Source organism: Nocardioides sp. Root1257 (assembly GCF_001425175.1).
Lineage (GTDB): Bacteria > Actinomycetota > Actinomycetes > Propionibacteriales > Nocardioidaceae > Nocardioides.
On record NZ_LMDV01000009.1, the window covers coordinates 212,417 to 232,046 of the forward strand.

Sequence of the window (19,630 nt, forward strand, 5' to 3'; positions counted from 1 at the left end):
GGACGTCACCCTCCGCGACGGCATGCACGCCGTGCGCCACCGCATCCAGCCCGACGACGTACGTCGCATCGTGGCCGCGCTCGACGCGGCCGGCGTCGACGCCATCGAGGTCGCCCACGGCGACGGGCTCGCCGGCTCCTCGCTGAACTACGGTCCCGGGTCGCACACGGACTGGGAGTGGATCGAGGCGGCGGCGTCCGTGATCGACCGGGCCCGGCTCACCACCCTGCTGCTCCCGGGCGTCGGCACCATCCACGAGCTGAGGACGGCGTGGGACCTCGGCGTCCGCTCGGTCCGGGTCGCGACCCACTGCACCGAGGCCGACATCTCCGCCCAGCACATCGCGGCCGCGCGCGAGATCGGCATGGACGTCTCGGGCTTCCTGATGCTCTCCCACATGGCCCCGCCCGAGGAGCTCGCCCGCCAGGCGGCCCTGATGGCGTCGTACGGCGCGCACTGCGTCTACGTCACCGACTCGGGCGGCCGGCTGACCATGAACGACGTGCGCGACCGGGTGCTCGCCTACCGCGACGTGCTCGGGCCGGACACCGAGATCGGCATCCACGCCCACGAGAACCTCTCGCTGTCGGTCGCCAACTCCGTGGTCGGCGTCGAGCACGGCGTCACTCGCGTCGACGCGTCCCTAGCCGGTCACGGGGCCGGCGCGGGCAACTGCCCGCTCGAGGCGTTCGTGGCCGTGGCCGACCTGTCCGGCTTCGAGCACGGGTGCGACCTCTTCGCCCTGCAGGACGCCGCCGACGACCTCGTCCGCCCGCTCCAGGACCGACCGGTCCGCGTCGACCGCGAGACCCTGACCCTGGGCTACGCCGGCGTCTACTCGTCGTTCCTGCGGCACGCCGAGATCGCCGCGGCCCGCTACGACGTCGACGTCCGCGACATCCTGATGGAGTGCGGCAGCCGCCGCCTGGTCGGCGGCCAGGAGGACATGATCGTCGACATCGCGCTCGACCTGGCGGGCTGAGCCGCCGCGGGTCGTCGTACCGTCAGCGGTATGCCTGCGTCCCGCCTGCTGCCCTCCGACGAAGCCGTCGACCTGATCGCGCTGGTCCGCGACCTCGCGACCCGTGAGCTCGCGCCGCTGGTCGCCCGCGCCGAGCGCGAGGAGGAGTTCCCGCGCGAGGTGTTCCGGATGCTCGGCCGGGCCGGTCTCCTGGGCCTGCCCTACGCCGAGGAGTACGGCGGCGGCGGGCTTCCCTACGAGGTCTACCTGCAGGTGCTCGAGGAGATCGGCTCGGTCTGGTCGAGCGTCGGGGTCGGCGTCTCGGTGCACGCGCTGAGCTGCTTCGGCCTGGTCACGGCGGGCACCGAGGAGCAGAAGCAGCGGTGGCTGCCGGACATGCTCTCCGGCGAGCTGCTCGGCGCCTACTGCCTCTCCGAGCCGCATGCCGGCTCCGACCCGGCCGCGATGACGACCCGCGCCCGTCTCGACGGCGACGAGTACGTCATCACCGGCGCGAAGGCGTGGACCACGCACGGCGGGCACGCCGACTACTACAAGGTGATGGCCCGCACCGGCGACGGCCGCAACGACATCTCCAGCTTCCTGGTGCCGGCCGACGTCGACGGCCTGGTCGCCGACCCGCCCGAGCAGAAGATGGGCCTGACCGGCTCCGCGACCGCGACGATGCGCTTCGACGGCGTACGCATCCCGGTCGAGCGTCGGCTCGGCGAGGAGGGCCAGGGCCTCAAGATCGCCCTCGCCGGCCTGGACGCCGGCCGCCTCGGGATCGCCGCCGTCGCCACCGGGCTCGCCCAGGGCGCCCTCGACCAGGCGGTCGCCTACGCGAAGAGCCGCGAGACCTTCGGGCAGCCGATCATCGACCACCAGGGGCTGGCCTTCGTGCTGGCCGACATGGAGGCCGCGATCCAGAGCGCGCGGGCGACGATGCTGCACGCGGCCCGGCTCAAGGACCAGGGCCTGCCGTACGGCCGCGAGGCCTCGGTCGCCAAGTTGGTCGCCACCGACAACGCGATGAAGGTGACCACGGACGCCGTCCAGGTGCTCGGTGGCTACGGCTACACCCGCGACTTCCCGGTCGAGCGCTACATGCGCGAGGCCAAGGTGATGCAGATCTTCGAGGGCACCAACCAGATCCAGCGGCTCGTGATCGGGCGCTCCCTGGACCGCGGCAACGCGGGCCGGCTGGCCCGCGTCTCCGACAGCTGAGCGGCCGGACTGCGGGTTTCACCGGCTGACCGGTGAAACCCGCATGACACGCCGCGAGTGCCCCGCGTGTCGTGCAGGTCTTGGCTGACAGGCCTGCGGGTTTTGGCGGCTGACCGGTGAAACCCGCACGCGCCGACACGCCCGGCTCGGACGGACACCCGGAGCTCTCCTTGTCGGTTGTCGGTCGCGGCGTCTAGGTTGCAGATCTCGTCACAATGATGTGACCTGGCTCACTCGGGAGTTCCAGATGCGTCTGCTGCTGCGTGCCGTACCCGTCCTGCTCGTCCTCGCGCTGGCGCCGGTCGCCCCGGCCGCGACCGCGGCCCAGCCGTCGCACCACCGCCACCATCCTTCGGGCGGCGGCGACTACGCCCGGCACGCGCTGCGCGCGGGGCTGACCGACCAGGACTTCTACTTCGTCATGGGCGACCGCTTCGAGAACGGCGACCCGGCCAACGACGAGGGCGGCCTCGGCGACGACCGGCTCGTCAGCGGGTTCGACCCGACCAGCAAGGGCTTCTACAACGGCGGCGACCTGGCCGGGCTGCGCTCGCGGCTCGACTACATCAAGGGCCTGGGCACCGACGCGATCTGGCTGACGCCGATCTTCAAGAACAAGGCGGTGCAGCTCGAGGACGGGCCGTCCGCCGGCTACCACGGCTACTGGATCACCGACTTCACCCAGGTCGACCCGCACCTCGGCACCAACGCGGAGCTCGGCGAGCTCGTCGACGCCGCGCACGCCAAGGGGATGAAGGTCTTCTTCGACATCATCACCAACCACACCGCCGACGTGATCGGCTACGAGCAGGGCGCGCGGACGGCGTACGTCTCGAAGGACGTCTCGCCCTACCGCACCGCCTCGGGCCGGGTCTTCGACGACCGCGACTACGCGGGCACCTCGCGCTTCCCGGAGCTCGACCCGGCGACGTCGTTCCCCTACACGCCGGTGCTCGACCCGGCCGAGGAGGACCTCAAGGTCCCGGCCTGGCTCAACGACCCGACGATGTACCACAACCGCGGCAACACGACCTTCACCGGCGAGGACAGCCAGTACGGCGACTTCTTCGGCCTCGACGACCTCTTCACCGAGCGGCCCGAGGTCGTCGACGGGATGACGGACATCTACCGCACCTGGATCGGCGACTTCGGCATCGACGGCTTCCGGATCGACACCATGAAGCACGTCAACGACGAGTTCTGGCAGCAGTTCGGGCCGGGGATCCTGAGCTACGCCGACCGGCACGGGAAGCCCGACTTCTTCATGTTCGGCGAGGTCGCGCTCGACGGCAGCGACGCCGCCGCGAAGAGCTTCACCTCGCACTACACGACCCACGACGGCATGCAGGCGATCCTCGACTTCCCGTTCCAGGACGCCGCCCGGGGCTTCGCGTCCAAGCGGCTGCCGACGCAGCGGGTCGCGGACTTCTTCGAGAACGACGACTGGTACACCGACGCCGACTCCAACGCGTACTCGCTCCCGACGTTCCTGGGCAACCACGACATGGGGCGCTTCGGCTACTTCGTCACCGCCGACAACACCACCGGCGGCGAGACGGCGGACGCCGCCGAGCTGCTCGCCCGCGACCGGCTCGGGCACGAGCTCATGTACCTCTCCCGGGGCAACCCGGTCGTCTACTACGGCGACGAGCAGGGCTTCACCGGCACCGGCGGCGACCAGCTGGCCCGGCAGACGATGTTCGCCAGCCAGGTGCCGGAGTACCAGGACGACACCCAGATCGGCACCACCCGCACGGGCGCCGACGACAACTTCGTGACCAGCCACCCGCTCTACCGCGCCATCGCGGACCTCGCGGCCCTCACCGACCGGCACCCCGCGCTGCGCGACGGCGCCCAGCAGGTGCGGCTCGCGTCCGCATCGACCGGCCTCCTCGCGTTCTCGCGCACCGACCGGAGCCGCCAGCGCGAGTACGTCGTGGTCCTCAACAACAGCGAGCAGTCGGCCGCGGGCGCGGTGCCGACGTACGTCCGCAAGGGCGGCTTCTCCCGGGTCTACGGGACCGGCCCCGCCCGCCTGACGAGCGGCGGCGACCGGACGCTCCCGGTGACGGTGCCCGGGCTGTCCACGGTCGTCTACGAGTCCGACGCCCGGATCCCGCGCTCCGATCGCGCGCCGGGCATCAGCCTGCGCACACCCCGGCCGAGCGACGTCTCACGCGGACGGATGCACGTGTCGGCCGCGGTCGACGGGTCCTCGTTCTACGAGGTCACCTTCCAGCGCCGCGTCGGCCACGGCGGCTGGCGGACGATCGGCACGGACGACTCCGCGCCCTACCAGGTCTTCGACGACGTGAGCACGCTGCGACCGGGCACATCGGTCGACTACCGCGCCGCAGTCCTCGACAACGCCGGCCACAGCCGCGGCACGTCCGCGCGGTCGGCGCGCGTGCCGTCGCCCACGGTGCGGATCTCGTCGCCGTCGGGCTCGACGGTGACCGCGATCGAGCCGGTGCACCTCGAGGCGGCGGTCGACCCCGAGCGCGCCACCCAGTCGGTGACCTTCCAGCGGCGCGTGGGCACCGGGGCGTGGACGACGCTGGGCACCGACACCTCGTCCCCGGCGTACACGTTCACCGACGACGTCTCGGACCTGCCGATCGGTACGTCGGTGACCTACCGCGCCGTGCTGCACGAGGGATCGCTGCCGACGATGACGAGCGATCCGGTCACGGTGACGACCGCCGACCCGACCCCCGCGCGCACCAGCGTCACCGTGGCCGGGAGCCTGCAGTCGGAGCTCGGCTGCCCCGACGACTGGCAGCCCGGGTGCGCGGCGACCCACCTCGCCTTCGACACCTCCGACGGGCTGTGGCACGCGACCTTCACGCTGCCGGCCGGCAGCTACGAGTGGAAGGTCGCCGTCAACGACTCGTGGGACGAGAACTACGGGGCCGGCGGCGCGTCCGGCGGCGGCAACCTGACGCTGACGGTCCCCGACGGCGGCGGCAGCTACGTCTTCACCTGGGACCAGGTGACGCACGTGCCGAGCGTCGCGTCGGCGGGCTGAGCAGGAATCTTTACCGGTCACTTGACCGGTAAAGGCAACGGGGTTTACTGTACCGGTACAGCGTCATTCCCAGAGCACGAGGAGGAGCCATGACGTTCGACCCCATCGCCGCCGACCTGGCCGTCCGGGCCGCCCGCGCCACCGCCGGCAGTGCCCGCCCCCACGCCCCGGTCGTCCCCGACCGCCCGGCCCGCACGCCCCGCACCGTCGCCGTCCGCGCCCGGATGGCCGCCCGCCTGCACGGCCTGGCCCGCTGGGTCGAGCCGGCACCGCGCCGCACCTGCCAGCCGGGGTGAGACCCGCACTGTGAGAGCGGACGCCGCCGCTGGTGCGGTCCGCGATACTGGGTCTCCCATGGCCAAGGTGACCCTCCAGTCGATCGCGGACCGCGTCGGCGTCAGCCGGATGACGGTGTCCAACGCGTTCTCGCGTCCCGACCAGCTCTCCGCCGACCTGCGCTCGCGGATCCTGGCCGCCGCCGACGAGCTCGGCTACGTCGGCCCCGACCCGGCCGCCCGCGCCCTCGCGCGCGGCCGCACCGGGTCCATCGGCCTGCTGATCAACGGCAGCCTGAGCGAGGCGTTCGAGGACGCCGTGTCGGCGGAGTTCCTCGCGTCGGTCGCCGACGCGCTGGCCGCGCAGGGCCGGGCCCTGACCCTGCTGCCGTCGTCGCACGACGAGACCTTCGTCCCGGCGCGCGACGTCGCGGTCGACGGCGCCCTCGTCTACATCTGCGACCCGACCTCGCCGGACATCGGCTGGCTGGAGCGGCGCAACATCCCCGTCGTCGTCGTCGACCACAACGTGCGCGACGGCATCGCCTCGGTCAACGTCGACGACCGGGGGGGTGCCCGTCTCGCGGCGCAGCACCTCCTCGACCTCGGCCACCGACGGATCGGCATCGTCACCCTCGAGGTGCCGACCGAGCAGCCCAACTACCCCGCCCGGGAGCGCAGCCTCGGCTGGCACGACGCCCTCGACCCGGCGGGCATCGCACCGGCCGTCGTCACCACGCCCTACTCCCCGCCCGACGCGGCGTACGACGCCGCCCGGGAGCTGCTCGACCGGCCGGAGCGGCCGACCGGTGTCGCCTGCTTCTCCGACGCCTTCGCCGTAGCGACCATCCGCGCCGCGGAGTCGCTCGGCCTGCGCGTGCCGCAGGACGTGTCGGTCGTCGGCTTCGACGACAGCGTCCTCGCCCGGGCCAGTCGGCCGCCGCTCACGACGATCCACCAGGAGGTCTCGGCCAAGGGCCGGGCCGCCGTCGCCGCGATCGCCGAGGTGATGGGCGGTCGCACCCCTGACCCGGTCGAGCTGCCGACCACGCTCGCGGTCCGGGAGAGCACGGCGCCACCCGGAGACTGACGTCCCCCACCTGGAGCTCGCGCCTCGCCATACTCGTGTGAGGTCGGTCACTCGGGACCGCTGACTCCAGGAGGTTGGCATGCCTGCAACACCCACCACCGGCAAGAAGCTCACCGCCGAGTTCCTCGGCACCTTCGTCCTCGTCTTCGGCGGCTGTGGCACCGCCGTGCTCGCCACCAGCGGTGAACCCGGCGTCGGGGTCGGCTGGCTCGGCGTCGCCCTGGCCTTCGGCCTCACGGTCGTGGTGATGGCGTACGCCGTCGGCCACATCTCTGGCGGCCACTTCAACCCCGCCGTCACCATCGGCGCGGCCGCCGGCGGGCGGATCGCGTGGAAGGAGACGCCGGGCTACATCATCACGCAGGTCGTCGCCGGCATCGCCGCCGGCGCGGTCCTGCTCCTGATCGCCAACGGCCTCGACGGCTTCTCGGCGAAGGAGAGCGGCTTCGCCTCCAACGGGTACGGCGACCGCTCACCGATGGGCTACAACCTGCTCGCCTGCCTGGTGATCGAGGTGCTGCTCACCGCGATCTTCCTGTGGGTGATCCTCGGCGCCACGGACTCCCGCGCACCCAAGGGCATGGCGCCCCTGGCGATCGGCCTCTCGCTGACGCTGATCCACCTGATCAGCATCCCGGTCACCAACACCTCGGTGAACCCGGCGCGGTCGATCGGCGTCGGGCTCTTCGCCGGCAGCGACGCGATCTCCCAGCTCTGGCTCTTCATCCTCGCGCCGGTCGTCGGCGGCCTGATCGCCGGCTTCACGTACGTCACACTCCTCGGCGACGAGGGCGCGGTCAGCCTGCCCGAGGCGATGGAGACCTGAGCCGCCTCAGGTGGCGATGAAGAGGATCTCGTCGCGGCCGTACTCCATGCCGGGGTGGGCCGCGGCGAGGTGCTCCTGGGTGAGCTCGACGAGCTCGTCCTCGTCCTGGGCCTTGATCACTTCGCCGCACGGGCAGGTCAGCCGGGTCTTCATGGCGCCAGCCTAGGGCGTGCCCTAGAACGCGTTACAGCGCCAGGGCCGCCATGTAGCCCATCGAGCCCGCCATCACGACCTCGCACGCGAGCGAGAGCCGGGCCGTCGTACGCCGCTCGGAGGACGTGAGCGCGGCGCGGGCCGCGGCGAGGGCGATCGCGGCCACGGCGACCAGGGTCAGCACCGCGAGCCAGCCCGGCAGCATCGCCATGCCGGAGTGACCGCCGGTGCCGGGCACCGTCATGTCCATCCCGGACATGTCCATGCCGGGCACGTGGTGGTGCTCGGGCGGCGCCGGGGCGGCGGACGCCGGAGCGGCGATCACGGCCGGCATCAGCATCACGGCCATCACCGCCGACGCCGCGCCGAGCCGGGCGTGCGCCCCGGACCGGTTGCGGGCGAGCAGGTGGCAGGCGCACCACAGGGCGGCGAGCGCGAAGGCCGCGGCCTGGAGCGCTGCCGAGTCTCGGCCCACCGGCGCGACCAGCATCGCCACCATCGCCGTCCCCATCGCGACGTGCCAGGCGTCGACCGCGACGCCGTGGGAGCCGTGCCAGCGGGGCACGACGCAGCGCGCCAGGCAGTACGCCGCGGCGACGCCGACGAGCAGGGCGAGCACGACCGCCGCGGGGTGACCCATGGGCACACCCTCGGGCCGGTGGGCGGAGCGGTCAACGCGCAGTCAAGGGTTCCCTTAACCGACCCTCCCGGAGGGCGCCGCACCGACCTACAGTGGAGTCATGGACGAGCCGACCAAGGTGCTGCGCGAGGTCTGGGCCGCCGACGAGGCGACCGACGTCGCCACCGAGCTCGAGCAGGCCGCTCCGGCCAAGGTCTGCAAGCGGATGAAGGACGTCACCTTCGACGGCATGGCCGAGCCCGGCTCCGACCTGGGCTCCGCGTGGCGGGAGCTGCTGCGGCGCGAGGGCAAGTACGACGACTCCGGCGGCACCATCCGCGACCTGGTGCTGGGCTCTCCCCGAGAATGACGCAGCGGGGATGACGCCGCCGGGCAGTGTCGCAGCGCTCACCGAGTCGTTGAGAGCGGGCGGCTACCTCGCCGACCGCGGGCTCTCCACCGCGGCGTACGTCGCCCTCACCCTGGACCGGCCGCTGCTCCTCGAGGGCGAGGTGGGCGTCGGCAAGACCGAGATCGCGAAGACACTGGCGACCGTGCTCGGTCGGCGCCTGATCCGGCTCCAGTGCTACGAGGGCATCGACACCAACCAGGCCCTCTACGAGTGGGACTACGCACGCCAGCTGCTGCAGATCCGCGCCCTGTCCGAGCGGTCGCTGCAGGACGAGGCGGCCGTGGACGCGCTGTTCGGGCCGAAGTTCCTGCTGGAGCGGCCGCTGCTCGACGCCGTACGCACCGGGGCCGGGGCCGTCCTGCTCGTCGACGAGGTCGACCGGGCCGACGACGAGTTCGAGGCGTTCCTGCTCGAGCTGCTCTCGGAGTTCCAGATCACGATCCCCGAGATCGGCACCATCAGGGCCGAGCAGCCGCCGCTGGTCGTGCTGACCTCCAACCGCACCCGCGAGCTGCACGACGCGCTCAAGCGCCGCTGCCTCTACCACTGGGTCGACTACCCGAGCGCCGAGCGCGAGCTCGAGATCGTTCTGGTCCGGGAGCCGGGCGTCTCCGAGACGCTGGCGCGCAAGGTCGTCGCCGCCGTCAACCGGCTGCGTGAGCTCGACCTCGCGAAGGCGCCGGGCGTCGCCGAGACGATCGACTGGGTGCGCACCATCGGCGCGGTCGGAGCCGACGACCTGGACGCCGAGACCGTCGAGGACACCATCGGCGCCGTCGTGAAGGACCGCGACGACCTCGACGTCGTGCGTGCCCACGTCGCCGAGCTGACCCGGGGCTGACCCGTGGCCGGCGACGCCTTCCTGGAGACGTTGGTCGGCTTCGGGCGCGAGCTGCGGGCGGCGGGCCTGCCGGTCGGCACCGGCGACGTCCTCACCTACTGCGCGGCGATGGAGCCGTTGGACCCGACCGACCTGCTCGACCTCTACTGGGCCGGACGCACGACGCTGGTCACGCGGCGCGAGCAGATCCCGACGTACCACCGGGTCTTCCGCGAGTGGTTCCTCGGCGTGCCCGGCGAGCCCGACGAGGCGCGACCCTTCAACCGGCCCGCCGGCGGGCGCTCGGCGAACCTGCAGCTGCCCGAGCCCGAGCAGACCGGCGACGAGCGCGAGCAGCTCGAGGCCCGGATGGGCCTGGTCGGCTCGGACGTCGCGACCCTGCGCGCCAAGGCGTTCGCCGACTGCACGCCCGAGGAGCTGGCCGCGCTGCGCCGGATCATGCGGACCGTGCGGCTCACCCCACCACGTCGCCGCTCCCGTCGTACGACGCCCGCGGCCGCGGGCCGGCGTCCCGACCTCCGCCGGATCGTGCGCGAGGCGATGCGCACGCACGGCGACCCGGCGACGCTGCACTGGCGCGAGCGCCGCCTGCGCCAGCGTCCGGTCGTGCTCGTGCTGGACGTCTCGGGCTCGATGGCGGACTACTCCCGGGCGCTGCTCCAGTTCGCCCACGTCACCTCGCGGTCGACGAAGCGGGTCGAGGTCTTCTGCTTCGGCACCCGGCTGACCCGGATCACCCGCGAGCTCGAGCACCGCCGACCCGACGACGCGCTGGCGCGGGCCGCCGACGCGGTCGTCGACTGGGAGGGCGGCACCCGCATCGGCGCCTCCCTCGACACGTTCGTCCGTGACTGGGGACGTCGCGGGATCGGACGCGGCGGCATCGTGGTGGTCTGCTCCGACGGCCTCGACCGCGGCGACCCGGCGCTCCTCGAGTCCGCGATGCAGCGGCTCGCGCGGCTCTGCCACCGGGTCGTCTGGCTCGACCCGCACGCCGGCACCGGCGCCCCCTCGTCGCTCGGCATGACGGTCGCGACGCCGTACGTCGACGAGGTGCTGCCGGCCCGCGACCTGGCCGACCTCGAGAGCTTCGCCCGCACGATGGCGACGCTGGGCTAGGTTCCGGGGATGATCCGGCTGGGCTCGCTCGCGGGCTACCCGTTCGAGGGCCCACGGGTGCTCGCCGGGTGGACGCCGCCGGCCGTGCCGGGGGTGTACGTCGTGATGTACCGCCCCGACCCCGAGCGCGACCGGTTCGCCGTCATCTACGTCGGCCACGCCGAGGACCTGTCGACCGTGGGCCTCCCGTTCCGGCACCCGGCCGCGCCCTGCTGGATCAAGCGCGCCGGCAGCAGGTACGCCGTGCACGTCGCGACGTACGAGATCCCCGGCGGGCTCGAGGGCCACCGCACCCAGGTCGTCGACGAGCTGGTCGCCGTCTACCGGCCGCAGTGCAACGACCGGCAGTACGAGTCGTCGTGGGAGGAGCACTGGATCGGCTCGTACGACGCCCCCACCACCGGCCCGCTCACGACGGGCCGCCAGCCCGATCAGCCGACGGGCTCGTAGCCGACCGTGTCGTGCAGCCGCGAGCGGCGACGCCCGGAGGCGGGTGCCGCAGGCGGCCGCTCGCTCGTGTCGGGCACGTAGGTCGCCCCGGCCACGATGCCCTCGGCCATGCCGTAGAGCAGCGGCAGCGCGCCGGCCACGACACCACCGGTCCGGTTGATGTGCTGGAGCCCCGGCATGATCGGCTCGGCGTTGGCGACGATGCGGCGCACGATCTCGCTGCACTCCTCGAGGTTGCCGGCGATCCGGGTCAGCTGGGAGCCGACCACGAAGAGGTAGAACGCCAGCCCCGCGATGAGCGCGAGGACGTCGACGACCGTGAGTACGACGAGCGTGGTCACATCCGCACCTTTCCGAGGACCCGGCCGAGGAAGAGGTGGTGCTCGAGGCCTTCGGCCAGCACCGCCTCGACGCCGTCGGCGGTCTGCGCGATCAGCACCGTGTCGTCGGTGTTGCGCTCGGCCGCGAGCAGCGTCTCCTTCACGCCCGCGACCCGCTGGTCGATGGTGCGTACCAGCAGCACGAGGATCGTGAGCAGTGCCGCGACGGCGAGCACGACGACGAAGCCGCCGATCACCGCACCCCACCACAGCGAGCGCTGCGTGTCCGTCAGCAGGATCGTCATCTCAGCCACCCAACCTGGTCCGGCCGCGGTGCAGGCCCGCGACGATGATCCCGGCACTCTCGATCGTGGTGTGCAGGCCGGCCAGGCCGGCGGTGTTGGTCACCGACTCCTGCAGCGACTCGTCGATAGCGGCCGCCTGCTTCCCGATCCGGTGCGCCAGCAGCAGGATCGGCACGACGAGCGCGACGACGACCAGCACCACGACGATGCCGACCGTGTAGCCGATCGCCCAACCTGTGTCCACGACTACACCCCCTCGCAGAAGTCGCGGACCGGCTTGAGGTAGCCGTTCACGGCCTCGACCGACGCCGGCACGGTCGACGTCCGGGCGGCGACCACGCCGACCCCGCCGATCACCCCGTCGAGGGTCTTCGACACGGCCCGCAGGTGGCCGATCACGCGGATCAGGCCGAGCGCGGCGGCCGCGATGATCAGTACGGCGAGCACCACGGTCACCCAGGCGACGACTGGCATCTCAGCTCCCCAGCAGCTTGGCGACGGAACCGGCGTACCGGACGGCACCGGAGGAGACGGCGTCGACCGTGGCCCCGGTCTTCGCGAGGGTCTCGGGCACGTCCTCGAGCTCGGCGGCGAGCGCGCCGCCGCCGGCGAGGATGTCGTCGGAGGCCTGCCGGATGCGCTCCAGGGCCGCGAGCACGCGGTTGAGCAGCGCGACGAGCACCGGTACGACCACGACCAGCAGCACGATGTTGCCGATCCACCACAGCATGGGTGCCTCCTCAGCTCGGGTTCGGTTGGTAGGGCAGGAAGAAGCGGCGGAAGACGCGCATCAGCGCCATCCGCATGGCCTGGAGGCCGATCGAGAGCCCGCTGGCCGGCTTGGCGGAGAGGTCGTCCACCGACTCCCCGCGCTGCAGCGCACCGATCCGGCGCTGGGCGTTGTCGGCGAACTGGCCCATCAACACCTTGGTGACGTCCGAGATCATGCCGCGGCCGTACTGCGCGGCCGCACCGGAGAGCTGGATGTCCTGATCCATCCGCACCGTCGTGCCGCTGCCCTTGCCGGTCAGCACCGCGGTGACGGTCATCGCCGCCTGGCCGCGGCCCTTGAGGTCGGCGCCCGAGGCGTCGATCAGCATCCGCTTGGTGGCGTCGTCGCGCTCGACGATCGTCGCCTTGCCGGCGAACTCCAGCTTGACCGGGCCCATCCGGATGCCGACGGTGCCGCCGTACGCGCCGTTGCCGAGGTCCTCGGTGAGGTCGGCGCCGGGCAGGCACGCGGCCACGCCGGGGATGTCGCCGAAGAACTCCCAGACCCGGTCGATCGGCTGGGCGACGTCGAACTCGTTGCTGATCAGCATCGGTCAGGCTCCCGTCCTGGCGAGGAAGGCGTCGTGGCAGCCGACGCAGCAGAAGTGGTATGTCGCGCCGTCGACCTCGGCCGGGAAGTGCGCGTCGTCGGCGGCCACCGTCATGCCGCACACCGGGTCGAGCACCTCGGCGGTCTGGACGAGCGGCAGCGACCTGCCCACCCCTTCGACCGCGAACCCTCCGGCGGCGCGTGCCTGGACCAGCTCGGCGAGGATCGAGACCGCGATCTCCTGGTGCGTGGTGCGGCCGAGGTCGAGACCGACCGGCGTGTGCACCCGGTCGAGCAGGTGCTGCGGCACGGAGCGCTCGGCGAGGTAGCCGAGCACGGCCTCACCGCGCTTGCGGGAGGCCACCAGGCCGACGTACGCCGGCATCGACGCGGCCGCGTGCTGCACGACGTCCTCGTCGTTGTGCCCCTGCGTGGCCACCACGACGACGGACCGGTGGTCGACGGGGGCGCCGACGAAGTCGGAGCCGTCGACGCGCTCGGCCCGCCAGCCGAGCGTCAGGGCGAGGTCGGTCAGCGTCTGCGTCATCGGCGAGTGGCCGACGACGACGAGGTGGACGGGTGGCAGGACGGGCTCGACGTAGATCTGCAAGGCACCCTCGCTCTGGCAGGACATCGGGATCGCGGTCATCCCCTCGGGCAGCACCAGCTCGTCGCTCGCGCCCAGGAAGAGCAGCTTGGACTCGCCCGCGCGGATCACCCGCTGCGCCTCGCGGATGACGGTCGGCTCGGCGCAGGCGCCGCCGATCCAGCCGTGCAGCTCACCGTCGGCGGTGACGATCGCGCGCGAGCCGATCTGCCCGGACGACGGCGCCTGGCGCCAGACGACCGTGGCGACGGCGTACTCGATCCCCCGGCGCTCCAGGCCGAGGGCGACCTCGTCGAGTCCGACCTGAGTCATCGGTCGGTCCTGATCGGTGGTGCGCCGGACACGTCGTGGCGCTCGGTGATGGCCTCGTAGACCCGGTCGGGCAGCAGCGGCATGTCGACGTTGCGGACGCCGTGGCCCTTGAGGGCGTCCATGACGGCGTTGACGAAGGCGGCCGGTCCGCCCACGGTCGCGCACTCGCCGACGCCCTTCGCGCCGATCGGGTGGTGCGGGCAGGGGGTCACGACCTCGTGCAGCTCCCAGCCGGGGGTCTCCCAGGCGGTGGGCAGCAGGTAGTCCATGAAGTTGGAGCCGATGCAGTTGCCCTCCTCGTCGAAGGTGATGAACTGCATGCTGGCCATCGCGTAGGCCTCGGTGAGGCCGCCCATGATCTGGCCCTCGACGATCATCGGGTTGATCCGCACCCCGCAGTCGTCGACCGCCACGAACCGCAGCACGTCCCACACCCCGGTCACCGGGTCGATCTCGACGGTGGCGATGTAGCAGCCGAACGGCCAGGTGAGGTTGGGCGGGTCGTAGTAGGCGTTGGCCTCCAGGCCGGGCTCGAGGCCGTCGGGCATGTTGGAGTACGCCGCCATCGCGCACTCCTGGATCGTGACCCCACGGTCGGGCGCGGACCGGACGTAGAACCGGCCGAGCTCCCACTCGACGTCCTCCTCCGAGACCTCCAGCAGGTGGGCGGCGAGCTTGCGCGCCTTGGCCTTCACCTTGCGCGCCGCCATCGCGATCGCAGCACCCGCGACCGGCGTACTTCTCGAGGCGTAGGTGCCCATGCCGAACGGCGCGGTGTCGGTGTCGCCCTCCTCGACGACGATGTCGTCGGCGGGCAGGCCGAGCTCGTGGGCGACGATCTGCGCCCAGGTCGTCTCGTGACCCTGGCCCTGCGTCTTCGCGCCGGTGCGCAGGATCGCCTTGCCGGTCATGTGCACCCGCAGCTCGGCGGAGTCGAACATCTTGATGCCGAGGATGTCGTACTCGCGGCTGTTGCCGGCGCCGAGCGGCTCGGTCATGCACGAGATGCCGATGCCGAGGAGCCGGCCGTTCTTGGCCGCCTCCTCCTTCTCCTTGAGGAAGCCCGGGTAGTCGATGGCGTCGAGACCGACCTGCAGGCACTTCTCGTACTGCCCGGAGTCGGTGAGGAAGCCGAACGGCGTCCGGTGCGGGAAGTCGTCGTCGCGCACGAAGTTGATCCGCCGGAACTCCGCCTGGTCCATGCCCAGGTCGTCGGCCGCGGCCTGCACCATCCGCTCCTGGAAGAACATCGCCTCGGTGACCCGGAAGGAGCACCGGTAGGCGACGCCGCCGGGCGCCTTGTTGGTATAGACGCCGCGCGCCGTCAGGTGCGCGGTCGGGATGTCGTAGCAGGCGAACGCCGAGTGCAGCAGGCCGATCTTGAACTTGCTGGGCTGGGCGTCGCCGAAGAACGCCCCGTGGTCGGAGTCGGTGTGCATCCGGATGCCCAGGATCCTGCCGTCCTTGCGCAGCGCCATCTCCCCCTCGAGGTAGACGTCGCGCCCGAAGCCGGTGGAGATGAGGTTGCCGGTGCGGTCCTCGATCCACTTCACCGGCCGCTCGGTGAGGATCGAGGCGAGGATCGACATCACGTAGCCGGGGTAGACCGGCACCTTGTTGCCGAAGCCGCCGCCCAGGTCGGGCGAGACGATCCGGATCAGGTGCTCGGGGAGCTCGGCGATCAGCGCGACGGCGGCGCGCACGATGTGCGGGGCCTGCGTCGTCATGTAGACGGTGAGCTTGCCGGTCGCCCGGTCGAAGTCGGCCACCGAGCCGCAGGTCTCCAGCGGCGACGGGTGCGAGCGCGGGTAGTGCAGCTGGATCTTCGAGACCACGTCGGCGTCGGCGAAGGCCTGGTCGGTGCGATCGCGATCGCCGACCTCCCAGTTGAAGCAGACGTTGTCGGGCTGGTTCTGCTTGTCGTCCCGGATGATCGGAGCGTCGGGGGCGAGCGCCTGGGTCGGGTTCACGATCACCGGCAGCGGCTCGTAGTCGACGACGATCGCCTCGCACGCGTCCTTGGCGATGTAGGGGTCGTCGGCGATGACGCACGCGACCTCCTGGCCCTGGAAGCGGACCTTGTCGGTGGCCAGCACCGCCTGGGTGTCGTAGCTCAGCGTCGGCATCCACGCGAGGTTGCGGGTCGCCATCATCTCGCCGGTCAGCACCAGGCGTACGCCGGGGATGTCCCAGGCCGCGCTGGCGTCGATCGACTTGATCCGGGCGTGCGCGAGCGGGCTGCGCAGGATCTCCATGTGCAGCATCCCGGGCAGCACGACGTCGTCGACGTAGTGACCCCGGCCGCGGATGAAGCGGTTGTCCTCGACGCGCTTGCGGCTCGCGCCCATACCGCCGATCTTGATCTCGTCCAGCGCACGGCTGGTGGGCTCGGTGACCGTCATGCCTCACCCCGCATCGTCGCGGCGGCCGCGAGGACCGCCTTCACGATGTTCTGGTAGCCCGTGCAGCGACACAGGTTGCCGGACAGCCCGAACCGGACCTCGTCCTCGGTGGGGTCCGGGTTCTCGGCGAGCAGCGCCTTGGCGGCCAGCATCATGCCCGGCGTGCAGAAGCCGCACTGGAGACCGTGCTCGTCCTTGAAGCCCTCCTGCAGCGGGTGCAGCGAGCTCGGCCCGGCCAGCCCCTCGACCGTGGTCACCTCGTGGCCGTCGGCCTGGACGGCCAGCATCGTGCAGCTCTTCACCGGCAGGTCGTCGACGAGCACCGTGCACGCACCGCAGTTGGTGGTGTCGCAGCCGGTGTGGGTGCCGGTCAGCTTGAAGCCCTGGCGCAGCAGGTGGGCCAGCAGCAGCCGTGGCTCGACGTCGGCGGTGCGCGGCTGGCCGTTGACGGAGATCGTCACCCGCCGGACCGGGACGCCCTCGGCGGCCGCCTGCGGGATCTCTTCGAACAGGCTCGTCATGCTGCCCTCTCACTGGTGGTGGTGATCCGGGTGAGGATGCGGGTCACGAACGTGTGGATCACGTGCCGCTTGTACGCCGCGCTGCCGCGGTGGTCCGAGTTCGGCTGGGCCGCCTCGGCGGCGAGGTCGGCGGCCTGGGCGATCGCCTGCGCGCTGAGCACCTGCCCGATCAGCGAGTCGGCAGCAGCCCGGGCGTCGATGGTCCGGCTGCCCACCCCGGTCAGGGCGATGCCCGCCCTGCTCACCCGGTCGCCCGTCAGCTCGAGCGCGACCGCCGTGCCGGCGGTGGCGAAGTCGCCGACCCTGCGCTCCAGCTTGAGGAAGCCGCCGGCGACCTGCCCGGTCGGCGCCGGGATCACGGCCTCGACCGCCACCTCGTCGTACGCCAGGACGTTCTGGAACGGCCCGGTGACGAAGTCGGCGATCGGGATCGTGCGGCGCCCGCCGGGGCCCTGCGCCACCACGTGTCCGCCGACCGCCGTGACCGCCGCCGCCCAGTCCCCCTGGGGATCGGCGTGGCACAGCGAGCCGACGAGCGTGCCCCGGGTGCGCACGATCGGGTCCGCGATGAGCGGCGCCGCCGCGGCCATCACCGGCTGCACGCGGGCCAGGTCGGTCGACCTCTCGAGGTCGCGGTGGCGCACCAGCGCGCCGACCCGGATGCTGCCGTCGGCCGCGACGTCCAGCGTGTCGAGCCCGGGCAGCCGGTTGATGTCGACGAGCAGCTCGGGTGACGCGAACCGGAGCTTGATCAGCGGCACCAGGCTCTGGCCGCCGGCCAGCACCTTCGCCTCACCGGCCCCCTGGTGGAGCAGGCCGATCGCCTCGTCGAGGCTGCTGGGTGCTTCGTACGCGAAGCGGGACGGGTACATCAGCTCCCCTCCCCGGGGTCGGGGATCGCCACCGGCAGCGACTCGATCTCGGTCGGGTCCGGGCGCGGCTGCTGGTGCGGCGGCCACGGGCCCTGCACCGGCTGGCTCGCGACCTTCATGAACTCCACGAGCTGCGGGAACGCGAACACCGTCGGGCTCGCGCCCTCCTTCGGGGCGTTCTCGATCAGCTCGTACATGCGCGGGTTGCCGCGGCTGTGTCCGTCCGACTCGATCGGCACGCGCGCCTCCTCAACCTCGGGTCCACCTCGGGTCGAGAATCACTGTGCTCCCCGTCACAGTCCCCCGCAACAGCGGATCAAGAGAACCCTTAGGTGGGGGACGGCGGGTCTGCGGGTTTCACCGGTCAGCCGCCGAAACCCGCACGACACGCCGCGGGCCGGCGGCGCGTCCTCCGGGTCTTGGCTGACAGGTCCGCGGGTTCTGGCGGCCAGCCGGTGAAACCCGCAAGGCGCGTCATGATGAACAGGTGGACGCGACCTTCACCCCCGTCGGCGTCGTACGCACGCCGTACACCCGCGCCGAGGACACCCCCGTCCAGGCGGCGCTCAACCGCGGCCAGGACGCCGTCGTCGAGATCGCGCCGGAGTACGCCGCCGGGCTCGACGGACTGGCCGGCTTCTCGCACGTCTGGCTGGTGACCTGGCTGCACCGGCCGCACGACGGCGCCGAGCCGGCGACCCGGCCGGCGCCGCTGCGCCTGGTGCCGTTCCTGCTGCGCGGCACCGGGCGCGAGCTCGGCGTCTTCGCGACCCGCGCGCCCCGACGGCCGAACGCGATCGGCCTGTCCCTGGTGCGGATCCGCTCGGTCGAGGGCGCCCAGGTGCACGTCGTCGGCGTCGACCTCCTCGACGGCACGCCGGTCCTCGACCTCAAGCCGTTCTTCCCCGACGCCGACACCCCGGACCCACCGCTCAGCGGCGGGTGGTTCGACGAGGTCGAGCTGCGCGACGGCATCCGGCCGAGCGACGTCGGCCCGCCCTGACGGCGCTAGCTCCAGAGCGTCACGTGCACGGCCGGCTTGAACCGGCCGTGCGTGACACCGCGGCCGCGCAGCATCGCCTGGGTCGCGCGCGGGGTCGTGACGAAGCGGGCCATCTCCTCGGCGGCCGGCGTCGCGCGGTCGCCGGCCAGGATCGAGATGTTCCAGGTGCCCTGGCCCTGGAGGGCCCGGCCGGGCACCCGGGCGAGGGTGCCGGCGGCGAGGTCCTGGGCGACGGCGAACGCCACGGCCAGGCTGATCCCCCCGCCGCGCTTGGCCTCCTCGACCGCGGCCGCGTGGCTCTGGAAGATCTGCTGGCGGTCCTCGGGTACGCCGATCCGGTGCAGCATCCCGGGGATCACGCCCGAGTCGTCGGCGGCCGACGGGCCGAGCAGCCAGGTCTGGTCGCGCAGCAGCGCGGCGCCGGGCTGGCCGGTGCGGGTGAGCGGGTGGTCGGGCGCGACGACGCCGAGGATCTGGTAGTTCAGGAAGAGGGTGCTCGTCACTCCCGGGTCGCTCGTCGCCGGCCGCGGGCCGACCGTCGCGTCCACGGTCCGGGTGAGCAGCATCGACTCGAAGTCCCGGGCCCGGTGCACGCTGAGCTCGACGTCGAGGTCCTTGGCCCGGTCGGCGAAGATCCCGATCAGCCCGGGTGCGGCGTACTCCGCGAAGAGCGACGTCGTCGCCAGCCGCAGCATCCGTCGGCCGGCGCCCGCCTCGCGCACCTCCAGCACGGTGCGGTCCTGGAGGCCGAGCAGCTCGACCGCCCGACTGGCCAGCCGCAGCCCACCGGGCGTGAACGCCAGACCGGACGACGTCCGGTTGAAGAGCTGGTCGCCGAGCTCCTTGCGCAGCTGGCCGACGTGCAGCGAGACCGCCGCCTCGGTGACGCCGATCTCCGCGGCGGCGGCCTTGACCGACCCGAGCCGGACCACGGACGCGAACGCACGCAGCTGGGTGGGGGTCATA

General features: G+C 72.2%; 25 protein-coding genes. 11 read left to right on the forward strand and 14 right to left on the reverse strand.

Annotated elements, in window-relative coordinates; translation table 11 throughout:
- Positions 1–22: 22 nt before the first annotated feature.
- The 6 genes from dmpG to aqpZ all read left to right on the forward strand — a co-directional run bounded on the left by dmpG (position 23) and on the right by aqpZ (position 7,407).
- Positions 23–982, forward strand: a complete 960-nt coding sequence (gene dmpG / locus ASC77_RS15275) for a 4-hydroxy-2-oxovalerate aldolase (RefSeq protein WP_056156497.1) — start codon at positions 23–25, stop codon at positions 980–982.
- Positions 983–1,012: 30 nt separating this feature from the next.
- On the forward strand, positions 1,013–2,188 hold the full coding sequence (locus ASC77_RS15280; RefSeq protein ID WP_056154697.1) for an acyl-CoA dehydrogenase family protein: 1,176 nt from the start codon (positions 1,013–1,015) through the stop codon (positions 2,186–2,188).
- Positions 2,189–2,435: 247 nt separating this feature from the next.
- Positions 2,436–5,216, forward strand: coding sequence for an alpha-amylase family glycosyl hydrolase (locus ASC77_RS15285; protein WP_056156499.1), 2,781 nt, complete (start codon positions 2,436–2,438; stop codon positions 5,214–5,216).
- Between the two features lie 89 nt (positions 5,217–5,305).
- On the forward strand, positions 5,306–5,512 hold the full coding sequence (locus ASC77_RS15290; protein ID WP_056154699.1) for a hypothetical protein: 207 nt from the start codon (positions 5,306–5,308) through the stop codon (positions 5,510–5,512).
- 58 nt (positions 5,513–5,570) lie between these two features.
- Positions 5,571–6,581 carry a LacI family DNA-binding transcriptional regulator gene (locus ASC77_RS15295; protein ID WP_056154705.1) on the forward strand — a complete coding sequence of 337 codons (1,011 nt, stop codon included), beginning with the start codon at positions 5,571–5,573 and terminating at the stop codon, positions 6,579–6,581.
- A gap of 79 nt (positions 6,582–6,660) precedes the next feature.
- On the forward strand, positions 6,661–7,407 hold the full coding sequence (aqpZ, locus tag ASC77_RS15300) for an aquaporin Z (protein ID WP_056154709.1): 747 nt from the start codon (positions 6,661–6,663) through the stop codon (positions 7,405–7,407).
- Between the two features lie 6 nt (positions 7,408–7,413).
- On the opposite strand, the gene ASC77_RS26200 is transcribed toward aqpZ, so the two are convergent.
- Entirely contained in the window at positions 7,414–7,560 is a 147-nt protein-coding gene (locus tag ASC77_RS26200; RefSeq protein ID WP_082574795.1) for a DUF1059 domain-containing protein, read from the reverse strand.
- A gap of 31 nt (positions 7,561–7,591) precedes the next feature.
- Positions 7,592–8,200 carry a DUF5134 domain-containing protein gene (locus tag ASC77_RS15305; RefSeq protein WP_056154711.1) on the reverse strand — a complete coding sequence of 203 codons (609 nt, stop codon included), beginning with the start codon at positions 8,198–8,200 and terminating at the stop codon, positions 7,592–7,594.
- 100 nt (positions 8,201–8,300) lie between these two features.
- Here ASC77_RS15305 and ASC77_RS15310 point away from each other — a divergent pair, with 100 nt between their 5' ends.
- From ASC77_RS15310 to ASC77_RS15325, 4 genes are read left to right on the forward strand one after another with little or no spacing between them, the layout of a single operon-like run.
- Positions 8,301–8,549, forward strand: coding sequence for a hypothetical protein (locus tag ASC77_RS15310; protein ID WP_056154714.1), 249 nt, complete (start codon positions 8,301–8,303; stop codon positions 8,547–8,549).
- Positions 8,550–8,559: 10 nt separating this feature from the next.
- Entirely contained in the window at positions 8,560–9,432 is an 873-nt protein-coding gene (locus ASC77_RS15315) for an AAA family ATPase (protein WP_056154717.1), read from the forward strand.
- 3 nt (positions 9,433–9,435) lie between these two features.
- Positions 9,436–10,551 carry a vWA domain-containing protein gene (locus tag ASC77_RS15320; RefSeq protein WP_056154722.1) on the forward strand — a complete coding sequence of 372 codons (1,116 nt, stop codon included), beginning with the start codon at positions 9,436–9,438 and terminating at the stop codon, positions 10,549–10,551.
- 9 nt (positions 10,552–10,560) lie between these two features.
- Positions 10,561–11,001, forward strand: a complete 441-nt coding sequence (locus ASC77_RS15325; RefSeq protein WP_056154724.1) for a hypothetical protein — start codon at positions 10,561–10,563, stop codon at positions 10,999–11,001.
- On the opposite strand, the gene ASC77_RS15330 is transcribed toward ASC77_RS15325, so the two are convergent.
- The 11 genes from ASC77_RS15330 to ASC77_RS15380 are packed head-to-tail and all read right to left on the reverse strand — an operon-like array spanning position 10,983 to position 17,900.
- Entirely contained in the window at positions 10,983–11,342 is a 360-nt protein-coding gene (locus ASC77_RS15330) for a hypothetical protein (protein WP_056154726.1), read from the reverse strand. The two genes, ASC77_RS15325 and ASC77_RS15330, sit on opposite strands and share 19 nt — an antisense overlap.
- Positions 11,339–11,626: a hypothetical protein gene (locus ASC77_RS15335; RefSeq protein ID WP_056154728.1), complete on the reverse strand. Its 288-nt coding sequence runs from the start codon at positions 11,624–11,626 to the stop codon at positions 11,339–11,341. Before ASC77_RS15335 ends, ASC77_RS15330 begins: the two co-directional genes overlap by 4 nt.
- Position 11,627: 1 nt before the next feature.
- Positions 11,628–11,870: a hypothetical protein gene (locus tag ASC77_RS15340; RefSeq protein ID WP_235547705.1), complete on the reverse strand. Its 243-nt coding sequence runs from the start codon at positions 11,868–11,870 to the stop codon at positions 11,628–11,630.
- Between the two features lie 2 nt (positions 11,871–11,872).
- Positions 11,873–12,100: a hypothetical protein gene (locus tag ASC77_RS15345; protein ID WP_056154732.1), complete on the reverse strand. Its 228-nt coding sequence runs from the start codon at positions 12,098–12,100 to the stop codon at positions 11,873–11,875.
- A gap of 1 nt (position 12,101) precedes the next feature.
- Positions 12,102–12,356 (reverse strand): hypothetical protein, encoded by a 255-nt coding sequence (locus tag ASC77_RS15350; protein WP_056154735.1) that lies wholly within the window; start codon positions 12,354–12,356, stop codon positions 12,102–12,104.
- 10 nt (positions 12,357–12,366) lie between these two features.
- A complete protein-coding gene (locus tag ASC77_RS15355; protein ID WP_056154739.1) occupies positions 12,367–12,948 on the reverse strand; it encodes an SRPBCC family protein in 582 nt (193 codons plus the stop codon).
- Positions 12,949–12,951: 3 nt separating this feature from the next.
- Complete coding sequence (locus ASC77_RS15360) at positions 12,952–13,866, reverse strand: XdhC family protein (protein WP_056154741.1); 915 nt, start codon at positions 13,864–13,866, stop codon at positions 12,952–12,954.
- Complete coding sequence (locus ASC77_RS15365) at positions 13,863–16,268, reverse strand: aerobic carbon-monoxide dehydrogenase large subunit (RefSeq protein ID WP_056154744.1); 2,406 nt, start codon at positions 16,266–16,268, stop codon at positions 13,863–13,865. The genes ASC77_RS15360 and ASC77_RS15365 overlap by 4 nt, the downstream gene beginning before the upstream one ends.
- The gene (locus ASC77_RS15370; protein ID WP_056154746.1) at positions 16,265–16,789 is read right to left on the reverse strand and encodes a (2Fe-2S)-binding protein; all 525 of its coding nucleotides are present in this window, start codon (positions 16,787–16,789) and stop codon (positions 16,265–16,267) included. Before ASC77_RS15370 ends, ASC77_RS15365 begins: the two co-directional genes overlap by 4 nt.
- The gene (locus ASC77_RS15375) at positions 16,786–17,661 is read right to left on the reverse strand and encodes an FAD binding domain-containing protein (RefSeq protein WP_056154751.1); all 876 of its coding nucleotides are present in this window, start codon (positions 17,659–17,661) and stop codon (positions 16,786–16,788) included. Before ASC77_RS15375 ends, ASC77_RS15370 begins: the two co-directional genes overlap by 4 nt.
- A complete protein-coding gene (locus tag ASC77_RS15380) occupies positions 17,661–17,900 on the reverse strand; it encodes a hypothetical protein (RefSeq protein WP_056154753.1) in 240 nt (79 codons plus the stop codon). The genes ASC77_RS15375 and ASC77_RS15380 overlap by 1 nt, the downstream gene beginning before the upstream one ends.
- Before the next feature lie 248 nt (positions 17,901–18,148).
- On the opposite strand from ASC77_RS15380, the gene tsaA reads away from it, so the two are divergent.
- Entirely contained in the window at positions 18,149–18,664 is a 516-nt protein-coding gene (gene tsaA, locus ASC77_RS15385) for a tRNA (N6-threonylcarbamoyladenosine(37)-N6)-methyltransferase TrmO (protein ID WP_056154757.1), read from the forward strand.
- Between the two features lie 5 nt (positions 18,665–18,669).
- Here the strand turns inward: tsaA and ASC77_RS15390 are convergent, their stop codons facing one another.
- The gene (locus ASC77_RS15390) at positions 18,670–19,629 is read right to left on the reverse strand and encodes a LysR family transcriptional regulator (RefSeq protein WP_056154760.1); all 960 of its coding nucleotides are present in this window, start codon (positions 19,627–19,629) and stop codon (positions 18,670–18,672) included.
- Position 19,630 lies beyond the last annotated feature (1 nt).